We start from the raw sequence: 11,200 nt of genomic DNA, 5'->3' as shown, positions 1-11,200 counted from the left end.
GTTCACGTCCCCCGCACCCGAAGCTGCATGGCCTGGACCATGGGCGGGCTGGGCGGCGTACCGACACCGACGCCCGCGCCGCAGCCCGGGGGCGGTGTCGGCTGGAGCAGCACCGGTAGCCCGTTGACCAGTACCCGGGTGGAGGTCTGGGTCCACCGGATACTTGTACAGGGCGGCGCCCCCAGGGAGGCCGCAGGGAAGCCGCAGCCCAGGACGAGGAAGGTGTCCGCTGTCGTGGCGACGGGTTGCGTGCCGACGAGCACCCGCTGCTGGGCGGGTGCCGGGGGGTTCGCGGACCCTTGGTGGGCGCACGTCACCGTGGCACCACTGTGGAGAATCAGGCCGGGCATCTCATCCTCCTCCCAGCACCGTCAGCGCGTCACCGTTGATGTGCACCCCTGTCCCGTCGAGCACGATGCCGGCGCGCCCGGCGCCGCACGAGATCTCGATGGACAGCTCATCGATCTTGATGAACGGGCCGCCGACGCCGTGGAGTTGCAAAGTGATGGCACTGCCACCGGACGGCCCGCTCTGATCACTGATGACGAGGGCGTTCTGGGAGGGGGTGGCGAGTACGATCTGCGGGACCCCCGGCGGGGTGGACTTTGCTGCGGGCGGTACTTCGGCTGCGCTGCCCGGCCAGAAACCTGTCACCACCGCCTTATTGGGATCACCATTGATGAATTGCACCCACACCCCGGATTCTGGTAGCGGCACGACGTACATGCCGCCGTTCGGCCCCGCCACCGGGAACGACGGCGAGGCCCAGATGCAAGGCTCGTCACCGAGGACCTGCGGCACCCGCACCTGCAACGCCCCCCTGCCTTCGGTGTCCACGTTGGACACCACCACGCCTTGATACAGGCCGTGCCACTTGTTCACGGACTGAGCCGTCACGGGATCACCACCGGTGTGTTGGAGACGAGAGCGTCGCGAGTGAGGGTGAAGCTCTGTTTGTATGCACCGCGGGCGATGTCGTGCGTGACACTGCGCACGTAGTAGAGGCCGTCGTAGGTCAGGCCCGCGCCGCGTACCCCCACCAGGTTGCGAGCGCTGAGCACGTGTCCGTAGCGCAGTACGTCGAGTTTGCCCTGACCGGTGATGGCGTCGGCGGACTTGGTGGTACGGCTCAGCCCCCACAGCAGAGTCTCCGTGAGCGACTGGCCGATCTGTCCGGTCAGTGGTTCCTCGCGCATAACCGGGGCCGGCCGCAGAGCAAGGGGTGGGTGGAGCAGACTGACGTCGGGTACCGGTACGGGTAGTAGGGCCTTGGAGACGGGTTCCATGCGACGGGCTGTGTACCGGGTCTGGGACAGTCCGTCGAAGCCGAAGCTCAGCGCTTCGACGTTGCCCGCCGTCCCGGAGTCGACCGTGAGTGCCGGCTGCGGCAGACCCACACGGACCTCCGGACCCCAGTAGGCGATGCTCACTCCTGGAGCGGGGCCAGGTTCGATGAAGAACACATAGCCGACCTCGTCGGCCAGCGAGCGGAGATAGGCGAGGTCGGTGGCGGACTGGACCGGGACCTCGATCGCCGGGTTCGGAAGGTTGCTGATCACCGGCGGGACGGCCAGCGGGACGATCCCGTACTGCGCGTATCCGGCGCACACCAACATCACCCGCAGGTGGTGCGGCAGGCCCGGATAGCAGCGCTCGACGTGCCGGAGGTCCATGAGCAGCGACAGATCCTCGCCGGTCAGTGTGAGGGTGGAACTACCCGGGGCCTGACCGGGGTTCATCTCCTGACGGGTGATCACCCCGTCCATGAGGACATGCGGCAGGCCGGCGACCACGGCAACCACGACCACCCGGGTCTTGGGATCCAGCAGCCCCGTGGGCAGCATCACCTCGGTCAGGGGCGACCGCTTGCTCACGGCGAACACCAGCTGGAAACCGCTCGCCGAACCACTGGACGAGGTGACCTGTACGGACTGCAAGGCATCGACGAGGACGGCCGGAGCGGGGACCGGAACCACCTTTCCCATGAGCAGCATCAGCTGGAGGCTGCGCGTCATGACGGGGCCGGGCCCATGGCCATGGGCAGGCTCCCCGGCACACCTGCCGGAAGAGCGATCCGCAGCCGACGACCGGGCACTGCCGTGAGATCGTCAGGCCGCATCGCCCCGTTGGCATCGGCGATCCGCCACGCCTGGTCCGGGTCGCCGTACTGCCTGGCCGCGATCCGGTCCAGCCGGTCGCCGGGTGCGACTACCTGAGCGCCGACGGACATGAGATCCCCAGGCTGCGGCAGGAAGCGACGCCGCACATAGGTGACGGTCCGTCCGTCAGGCGTCGTCAGGGTCGCTGTGGCGATGCCGTGGTACCTGCTGGTGGGGTCGAACATTCCTACCTCTCGGGGTCGTCCCGTGGCACTCAGATCCCGTTGTAGCCGACCGCTCCCGGGCCGTATCCGATCAGTGCAGCGAACCGCTCCTTGCTCTGCTGGTAACGGATGAAGAGGGCGCCCGCCTTGTGGGAGAAGCCGACGTCGTCGACGGTGAGGACGCGGACGGACAGACCGACCTTGGCTCTGATGGGATTCAATTCTCCGTCGTAGGCCTCCTCCGTGACGGTGAAGTCCGTGATGCGTACGGGAACGACCCGGCGCCGACCGAGCACCAGCACCGTCAGCGGGGCTTCCACCGGGGCGATCTCCAACATGCCTCGCGACGCCATGTCATTCTCCTGCGCCAGCTGCGCACTGCTCGGACAGACCGCCGTCTCCAGCGCGGACAATGCCCCGAACAGCCCAGCACCTGCCATGGGCGCGGCGCCGGCCACCGGCTTCAACTGGTCCGCCGCATCGAACTCCGCGTCGATCTTGAACGTCTCGTGCGGCGGCCCCTTCAGCCGCAACGCCTCCAGCCGGTCCCCTGCCTCACCGCCGATTCCCTGCGGCTGGAGTGTGCGTGTGAGCGTGTCGGGGTTGTACTGAAACGGCGCCACCCGCAGGACTCGCCCCTGCTCGGGGTCGAGGAACACGAAGCCGCCGCGGGGCGGGGTGGGGGTGGTCACGAGGGGATAACCTGCTCTCCGGTCTCCTGCTGGAAGCGGGCGCGGCGCGGAACGTTCGCCCGGTCTTGCTGACCCTCCGCGACCGAAGCCGAGCTACGGCCCGCCCGAAGTGGCGAGGCGGGCTGTGTGCCCGCTCGGTCAGCGCGTTCCTTCATTCCGCTCTCCCCGGCGGCAGGCGCAGGCTGCCGTGGACCGCCCGGGCGATATGGCGTCCGAAAGCGGCGGGATCCGCTGCGGCGGCGATCGTCGGCGGGGTGGCGCGGCGCAGGTGGTGGTCCTGGCGGGGGGCGACCGGGTCGCGGGACAGCAGGTCGCCGAGCTCGGATTCCAGGGCCGTACGGAGGACGGCGGTGTCGCCGGGGGCGATGCCGTCGAAGATGAGTCGTCCGATGTGCAGCTCGATTCTCATGCTGTCACCCCCGCAGCGCCGTCCCAGACGAAGTCGCCTTCGGACAGCGGCGTTTCCACCTTGCGCAGTTCCGTCCGGGCGGCCGTCAGGACCGCCGCCATCCCGATCGCGGTACCGGCCGAGGCGGCGGCGAAGGCGGCATTGAGTGCGATGTTGCGGATCATTCCGCCACTCAGCGGCAGCCCGGCGAGGTGGTCCAGGTCCAGGGGGTCGACGGGGGCTGTTTCCGGGAAGACCCGCGCCCACATCTCGCGACGTTCCGTGGTGTCGGGGAAGGCGAAGGGGACGATGAATCGCAGCCGACGCAGGAACGCGGTGTCCAGGGACCGACGCAGGTTCGTGGCGAGGATCGCCAGCCCCTGGTATGCCTCCATTCGCTGCAGCAGATAGCTGACCTCGATGTTGGCGTACCGGTCGTGGGAGTCCTTGACCTGGCTGCGCTTGCCGAACAGCGCGTCCGCCTCGTCGAAGAAGAGGATGGCGCCGCCGGGTTCGGCGGCGTCGAACAGCCGGCGCAGGTTCTTCTCCGTCTCGCCGATGTACTTGCTGACGGCCGCCGACAGATCGACTCGGTACAGGTCGAGACTCAGGTGCCGCGCGAGGACCTCGGCGGCCATCGTCTTGCCGGTACCGCTCGGACCGGTGAACAGGGCGCTGATGCCCAGTCCCCGGTTGTGTCGCTCTGAGAAACCCCAGTTCTGATAGACCGTGCAGCGCTGCGCCACCTGGTCGCCGATCTGCCGTAGCAGGGCGGCCTCCTGGGCGGGCAGCACGATGTCGTCCCAGTTCGCCTTCGGCTCCAGGCGCTGGGCCAGGGCGCCCAGGCGCGGCCGGGTGCGAGCCAAGCACGTGCGCCAGGCCGTGTCGGGGTCGGTGCCCGACGCCGTCGCGATCTCCTGGATCGCGGACAGGCCCAGCGCGAACTGGCCGGCCAGCCGGTCCGCGTCCGCCGAAGGGAACGCTGTCCTCCAGGCGGCTGCGCGTTCGGCGACCGGAGGGGGCGCGATGTCCACCCCGTGCGTCGGGGCGGGTACGTCGGGCCGCAACTCCCGGGTCGCGACGAAGCACGGGCCGCCGCTTCGCTGCAGGAAGCGCCCGACCAGCCGGTCCCTCGCGTCGTCTGCCGTGCCGACGAGCTCGGTGTCGTCCGCGTCGAGGTAGAGGGCGAGCGGGAGCAGCAGGGCCTCCCGCTGCCAGAGCCTCGCGATGCTCTCGAGTTCTGCCGTCGGCCCAGGAAGCAGCCCGGCCGGCAGCCTGTACAGCAGCAGACCCAGCTGGGCGGCGGACTGCGCGGCGACCGACTGTTTGCTCTCGCTGTCGGCGCCGAGGAGCTGGATGACAGGCAGCCGGCCGCCGGTCCAGGAGGGTGTCGGCCGCCAGCAATCCGTGATCTCCCCCTCGGCGGAGTGCCGTGGCGGTGCAAGTCCAGTTGGCGCGACGTGCGACTCCACGGCTGTCAGGAAGGGCTCGAGGCGGTCGTCGAGGTAGTCCAGTCCTTTGACGTGGTTCACGATCCGCTCGTCGGCGCGCAGCGGGCTGGTTACCAGAGGCTGTTCGGCCGTCCGGCCGATCTCCACGAGCCGCCAGAAACGCAGCCCGCGGTAGGGGGACATGATGTCCCAGGCGGGGTCCGGGAAGAGGGACAGAGCCAGTGCGAAGGTCGGGCCGGACGGCAGGGGACGGCCCTGGGCCTGGGCGCACAGGTCGGCGATCGAGGGGTCCAGCTCCTGGGCGACGCAGAGCAGCAGCGTGTGCCGTTCGAAGGGGGAGAGCTCGAGCAGACGGCCGAGACTGATCAGGGCAGGGGGAGGGTGAGCCTCGGCCGCGTGTTGCATGTCCTCCTCGGCGGCCTTCAGCTCTCCCTCGGCGACGGTAGTGGCGGCGGGTCCGGATCGCTGCTCGATGTACGCACGGAGGATCAACCGTAGCCATGCGAGCGCGGCGGACAGATACCGGTCGTTGTCCGCCTGCCAGCTGTCCTCCGGGTCCCGCGCCGATGTGGAGTTCGCCGTCCGCAGGGGGCCGGTAGGGATCTCGGGCTCGGACGCGGAAGTCGTCGTCATGTCACCACCACCGCTGTGTCGGCGGCGAACCGCGGCTGAGCGGAATTGGCATCCAGCAGAGGGCTGTCGACACCGTCGACCCGCAATCGCAGCGCGTACCGACCGGGCCGGGCATCGGCCACCCGGAAGCGGAGCGTACGGGTGGCCCGGTCGAACTGCTCTGCCGGCACCGGCAATTCCCCGACGAGCAATTCGACGCGCTGGTCGGGGTGCACCGAAGTTTCGCACGTCACCTCGACCAACGCAGTACCTCTGGCATCACGCTCGACGGGCAACGGCAGGCTGCTCGTGATCCTCGGGGCGATGCTCACCGGGAGGGCCTTGGTGGTCTGCTCCTTTCCGTCGGGCGTCGTGAGCCTCAGGGTCGCCGACCAGGTGCCGGCAGCGAGATCGTCGGGGAGAGGCGCACGTACCTCGGTGTCGCTGATCTTCCGGACGTCCTGGACAAGGCGGTTGCCGTGCAAGGAATGTGCGAGACGAAGAGACGGGACACCGGCGTCGAGTCGCTGCCCTGTGAGGACGAGGTCGTGGCCAGGCAGCGTGACCGGCACCGTGATCGCGTCCAACGCCGGCCAACGGCCGGCGGCGCTGGCGGCGGCATCGAGGCCTCGGCCGTCCTCGCCCCGGCGTACGACCGGCAGGGGAGCGCGCCCAGGCAGTGTGCTGTCGATCAGCACGACGCGGGCTTCGTAGGCGACCGAGGTGCGGTACTGGCTCTGGAACGCGGTCCACAGCTTGGAGTTGTCTTCTACGCCGAGCGGGACGTGAGTGATTCTCACCCGCTCGCCTTGCTGGTGGAGGTTGCTGAAGGGAGCGGCGGACTTGAGGTCGGCCGGACGGAGTTCGGGGTGGTCGAGCAAGGCCAGCATCGCGACGCCGAGGATGCGGTGGGCGGCTGAAGGGGCCGCGTCCCCGCTCGAGTACGGGGTGACCAGGTAGTGCAGGACCAGGGGGAGCATGGAGCGGCGGGTCTCACCGGGGAGCATGCCGTCAGGGTCGGCGTTGAGCCACCCGCCGTCGACCGATGTCTGGTACAGAAAGATGTTGAGTCCGGCGGCGGGGTGCTCCACGACCACTTCGTCAGGGGGTAGGGCGGTCACCATGATTCCGGGCACCATGCGGCCCAGCGCGCCTTGCAGGATGGCGCGGAGAGTCTCCGTCACGGCGGCTACCGCGAAGGCGTCGCTCACGACCGCCCCCGGAGGTATTCATCGAGACCGAGCTGGGGCCGCCGGGGAGACGAGCGGGGTGACACGGCCGGTGGCGGGGCAGCCCGTACCTCGAGCCGGTCGATGGTGATGCGTACAACCGCTTCGGCGGTCACCGGAGTGACAGGCGCCCGCACCTCCGTGTGCGGTGCGGTGGCGGCGAGGGGAGCGACCGCGGGCCGGACAGCGTGGGACGTGTGGGCACGGTCGCCCGGTGCGCTCGGCCGGGCTGCGGGTGCGAAAGGCGGACCGCTGCGTACGGGGAGGTCGACTTCGAGCATGTCTGCGGCAGCTGGTGAAACTCGATCATCGCCGGGCGCAGGCCCGTCGCTCTGCACGGAGGTCAGGACGACTTGGGCAGCGGCAACCCGCGCCTCGGACGGCACGACGAAGTGCGACCGGTCTCCGCCCTGGGGTCCGTCCGCGGACACCCCTTTCGGCGTCGGCGACGAGCGGCTCTTTGGCTCTGCGACGACCTTGGGGTCCACAGTGCCGACCGCACCCGGCATGGTGGTCGCTCCGGGGGTGGTGGTCGGTCTCGCAGGGGTGCCCGACGCAAGGGTGCCCGACGCAAGGGTGGCGGACGGCCCGGGTGGGGCATCCGAGCCCGGCTCGATGGACGCTGCCGGTGCGAGGGGGGATCGTGGTCGGGGCCCGGGCCGTGGGTCGCTGTCCGGCGTCGGTCCGGCGTCGGGCTGCGGGACCGTTGCGCGCCGCGGGGCGATGTCGGCCCGAGGGCTGTCGGTGTGCAGGCCGGGGCCGAGGAGGGCCCCGGTCACGTCTGTTGGCCTGGACGATGCCCGGGGCAGCGGCCGGCCAGACGTCGTACCGTCTGCCGGTGCCGTCCGTGGCCCCTGCCCCGCCTCCGGTGCGGTCGTCCTCGCTTCGGGCCCCTGACCCGGCCGTGGCTCCGGCGCCGTATCGGGTTCGTGCTGCGGCCCTGGTCCCGGCGTCGGCGGGGTCAAGCCACGTGGCTCCTGTCCGGCAGGTGCCGGAGAGCGCTGTTCCGCGGACACCGCATGAACGGAATCACCGTCCGTTTGCAAGCGTGGTGCCGCCGCGTCGAACACGTTCGGCAGCAGCGGCCGCAGTCTTGGTCCCGGCTCCCGCAGCAGCCGGCCGACGAAGTCGCTCATCCGGCCGTCGCCTCCAGGTAGAACCGGCGCCGGGCCGGGCTCACAGCCAGGACGTCGGACTCCGACCAGCCGTACACGCGCGCGAGCGTGTGCACTTCATGGAGGAGCCGACGTGCATACCCCTCGACCTCCGCCCACAGATAGTCGGCGACGTCGAGCGCCGCGGTCCAAGTGTGGCGGCAGTACGGACAGGTGAGCGGGAGGACGGTGTCGGCGCCCAGATCGAGGTCAGCGAGGCGTTGCGCCACTGTTTCGAGGACTCCTTCCGGCAGGAGCTCCGCCGCAGGGTCCGTGCCGATGACACAGCGGCTGAGCAAAGCACGGCGGGCCCCGGGGGAAGCGGGGTCGACGGCCAGCAGGTCTCGTCCGGTGAGTGCGCGGTAGGTGACCTCGTACCCCTCGGCCAGCAGCGTGGCCGGATCACGCCTCGGGCCCGGCATGTTCAGCCTCCCGGGCCCTCGCAGCTCGTCCGTGGTGACCGAGACCTCGAGAGGCTCGTCGCAGTCCGGGCAGTCGGCAGCGCATGGCAGGGCGGATCCGAAGGATCCCTCGCGCAGGTCGAGCAGCAGCGCGTTCAGGTCGGCCAGGGTGAGATCGGCGACTGCTTCGCCGGGCGGTGCCGCTGCCGCGGCGAGCAGGAGAGCGCGGACAGGCGACGCCTGCCCGTCCCCGGTCTCCCACATGCCGAGCAATTGCGTCTCGGTCAGCTCCGGCCTCATCGGGTCATCCCGACGCCGTGTCACTGAACTGCGGCTGCTGCGGCGTGTTCGTGCGCTCCCGTACCCAACCGTGGTGCTCCAGCTTGATGTGCTCGAAGGCGACGCCGTTGGCATTGGCGTCGAGATCCGGCAGCCCCTGGTACTCCGAGACCCAGCAGTCGTGGACGGAGTACGAGAGCACCTGCTGACCGCCCTCGTCGAACACGTCGATGATCAGGTCGCGGCGGAAGTCCTTGAGGGAGGTCTCCAGGCCCCCCGCCGAGTTCCGCAGGCTCCACACTCGGTTGGCCCATTCCTCGAAGGCCGTGTCGATGGTGCAGCCGCGTTCCAGGGTGATGGCCTCGTATTCGGTTCGCCCGGGCAGTTTGTGGCTGCTCCCCGGATCGCCGCCGTCACGGTGCTTGATGACCTCGGTGGTCCGCTTCAGCCCGCTGACCTTGCTGATTCCCGCGATGTACTCGGTGGATCCACTGAACTTCACCCGGAACCGGAAGTTCTTGAAAGGGTCCCGGCGCGTGATTTGCGGCATCAGTCGTCCTCCTAGACCTGGATCTGCCCGGCCAGTTGCTGAATATGGACGATCACGAATTCGGCCGGCTTCAGCGGGGCGAAGCCGACCTGGACGTTGACGATCCCGCGGTCGATGTCGTTCTGCGGGTTGTTCTCCCGGTCGCACTTGACCAGGTAGGCCTCCTGGGGTGTCCGTCCCTGGAAGGCACCCGAACGGAACAGGGAGTTCATGAACGAACCGACGTTCAGCCGGATCGACGCCCACAGCGGCTCGTCGTTGGGCTCGAACACCACCCACTGGGTCCCCCGGAAGAGGCTCTCCTCGACGAACAGGGCAAGCCGGCGCACCGGCAGGTACTTCCATTCGTCGGCGAGGCGGTCGGCTCCCCGCATGGTGCGCGCGCCCCAGGCCACCGGTCCCACGGCCGGCAGGCGGCGCAGGCAGTTGATGCCAAGAGGGTTGAGCCGACCGTTCTCCAGGTCGGTGAGCGGCACTTCCAACTCGCTGACGCCGTTGAGTGAGGCGTCCGTGCCCGCCGCGGCCTTCCAGACGCCGCGTTGCACATCGGTCCGCGCGAGAACGCCGGCCATGACCCCGCAGGGCGGGAACGGCCTCAGCGCGCCCTGGCGCAGCGGGTCGGGTGCGACGACCTGCGGGAAGTAGAGTGCGGCGTTCTTCGTGGGCTCACCCTCGGGCAGGGACGGGTCGCCGTTCTTCGCGAAGTCCGCGACCCAGTCGAGCGACAGGGCGGCGCCCCCGGATCGGTTGGTCCAGATCTTGGGCGGATCCACCAGCAGGATGGCACGTCGGTCGACGCAAAGCTGCAGCGCCCTTTGCAGAAGTCCTTTCACGTCTCCAGAGTTGGCGAGATCGTGGCAGCCGGGCAGACACAGCAGATTGAAGATGTCTGTTTTCAGAAGTTGGAAGAGGCCTGTCTTGTCGCTCTCGCCTAGGGAATACCTGTAGCTGGCCCCTGTTGGCATGACGTCGTCGGGGGAGCCGGCTTGGCCCGGGGTGCGGAAGTATTCTTTGGCTTCGTCCGGCTTCTCGGGATCGGCCAAGGGGTCGGTGCCGGGGGTCTCCGGCGTGTCGTTCGCGTGGGGCAGCTCGTCGATGCGGTGGTCTGTGTCCGGCTTGACCAGCTGGGAGCTGGCCAGCAGGTGTTCGAGACTGCGGGGGCTGTCCTTCTCGATGCTGACGTTGAGGTATCTCTCCTCCGCGCCGGTGCCGGTGTCCCGGATCGTCAAGTTGTACAGCTTGCGCTTCTTCGGATCCTGGTTCAGGCCTTCCGAGGTGTCGTAGTCGACCCGGGAGCGCAGATTCCGCGCCCACGAACCAGGGCTGGCGGCCAGGAGGACAGGCCCGCCGGTGACGCCGCTGAGGGAGGAGTTGGCGGCCCGGGTCTTGGCAACCGCCTCGGTGGACTCGGACTCGGTGTCGGTTTCGGACTCGGATTGGGGAGCGTGAGCGTGAGCCGAGGCGGGGGCGGGAGCACTGACAGCTGCCCCCTGCGAGCGACCTACGGGGAGCCTCACGGGATCAACTTCGCCCACCACCCTGACGATCTCTGCCTCGCTGCCACCGTTCATGTAGAACTGGTAGACGGCATAACTCAACGGACTGTCCGGGTGCAGGCCGCCAAAAACGCTCGCGTAGTCCGCCCAGCTGGTGATGTGCACCGGTCGGTCCACCGGTCCGCGGGGCGCGTATCCGACGAACGCGGCGACAGCGGTCGGGACTCCAGTGATGGTCCGGACCGGGCTCTTGACCTCATCAATGTAGACGCCGGGATAGGTGGGGCTCACAGGCATGGAAGCCTCTTTTCTCCGGCCCGGATACGCCGCCTGCCCCGGGCATCTGCCGACGGGTCTCCGGCAAGCCGAGGCGGCCGCGCAGGCGGCGAACGGTGAATGACGCTGTTCGAAGATCCTTTACGCAGCGTAGGCAGACTGCGCGGCGGGTGGGGTGCAGGAGAGAGCTCTCTCCTTCGATGGAGTGATGCCTTGGGGCTGATCAGCCGTCCTGCCCACGAGCGGGCGCCTGCCCTTGGCCGTTGCACGGACGGGACAGCCGGAAACACCGGCTCGGCAGCCTTTAGGGGTTGTCGTTTGGATCACGCCGCAGACGCGGGAACGGAGG

Annotated in this window: 11 protein-coding genes; all 11 read right to left on the bottom strand. The window is 69.1% G+C overall.

What is annotated here, in order from left to right; all coding sequences use genetic code 11:
* Positions 1–2: 2 nt before the first annotated feature.
* A complete protein-coding gene (locus ACFWBT_RS05660) occupies positions 3–350 on the bottom strand; it encodes a hypothetical protein (protein ID WP_356785323.1) in 348 nt (115 codons plus the stop codon).
* 1 nt (position 351) lies between these two features.
* On the bottom strand, positions 352–882 hold the full coding sequence (locus ACFWBT_RS05655; RefSeq protein ID WP_385696297.1) for a phage baseplate assembly protein V: 531 nt from the start codon (positions 880–882) through the stop codon (positions 352–354).
* A gap of 11 nt (positions 883–893) precedes the next feature.
* Positions 894–2,015, bottom strand: coding sequence for a hypothetical protein (locus ACFWBT_RS05650; protein WP_385696296.1), 1,122 nt, complete (start codon positions 2,013–2,015; stop codon positions 894–896).
* Entirely contained in the window at positions 2,012–2,344 is a 333-nt protein-coding gene (locus ACFWBT_RS05645; RefSeq protein WP_355854331.1) for a LysM domain-containing protein, read from the bottom strand. Before ACFWBT_RS05645 ends, ACFWBT_RS05650 begins: the two co-directional genes overlap by 4 nt.
* A gap of 29 nt (positions 2,345–2,373) precedes the next feature.
* Positions 2,374–3,015: a hypothetical protein gene (locus tag ACFWBT_RS05640; RefSeq protein WP_385696294.1), complete on the bottom strand. Its 642-nt coding sequence runs from the start codon at positions 3,013–3,015 to the stop codon at positions 2,374–2,376.
* Between the two features lie 151 nt (positions 3,016–3,166).
* Positions 3,167–3,424 (bottom strand): hypothetical protein, encoded by a 258-nt coding sequence (locus tag ACFWBT_RS05635; RefSeq protein ID WP_385696292.1) that lies wholly within the window; start codon positions 3,422–3,424, stop codon positions 3,167–3,169.
* On the bottom strand, positions 3,421–5,487 hold the full coding sequence (locus ACFWBT_RS05630) for an ATP-binding protein (RefSeq protein WP_385696290.1): 2,067 nt from the start codon (positions 5,485–5,487) through the stop codon (positions 3,421–3,423). Before ACFWBT_RS05630 ends, ACFWBT_RS05635 begins: the two co-directional genes overlap by 4 nt.
* Positions 5,484–6,650 (bottom strand): DUF4255 domain-containing protein, encoded by a 1,167-nt coding sequence (locus ACFWBT_RS05625; RefSeq protein ID WP_385696288.1) that lies wholly within the window; start codon positions 6,648–6,650, stop codon positions 5,484–5,486. Before ACFWBT_RS05625 ends, ACFWBT_RS05630 begins: the two co-directional genes overlap by 4 nt.
* A 1,177-nt stretch (positions 6,651–7,827) precedes the next feature.
* Positions 7,828–8,550: a hypothetical protein gene (locus ACFWBT_RS05620; protein ID WP_385696286.1), complete on the bottom strand. Its 723-nt coding sequence runs from the start codon at positions 8,548–8,550 to the stop codon at positions 7,828–7,830.
* Between the two features lie 4 nt (positions 8,551–8,554).
* On the bottom strand, positions 8,555–9,079 hold the full coding sequence (locus ACFWBT_RS05615; RefSeq protein ID WP_385696283.1) for a phage tail protein: 525 nt from the start codon (positions 9,077–9,079) through the stop codon (positions 8,555–8,557).
* 11 nt (positions 9,080–9,090) lie between these two features.
* Positions 9,091–10,740, bottom strand: a complete 1,650-nt coding sequence (locus tag ACFWBT_RS05610; RefSeq protein WP_385696281.1) for a phage tail sheath family protein — start codon at positions 10,738–10,740, stop codon at positions 9,091–9,093.
* Between the last annotated feature and the right edge of the window lie 460 nt (positions 10,741–11,200).

The sequence above is a fragment of the Streptomyces sp. NPDC060027 genome (assembly GCF_042737005.1).
GTDB lineage: Bacteria > Actinomycetota > Actinomycetes > Streptomycetales > Streptomycetaceae > Streptomyces.
This window is presented reverse-complemented; position numbering and strand designations above follow the sequence as displayed.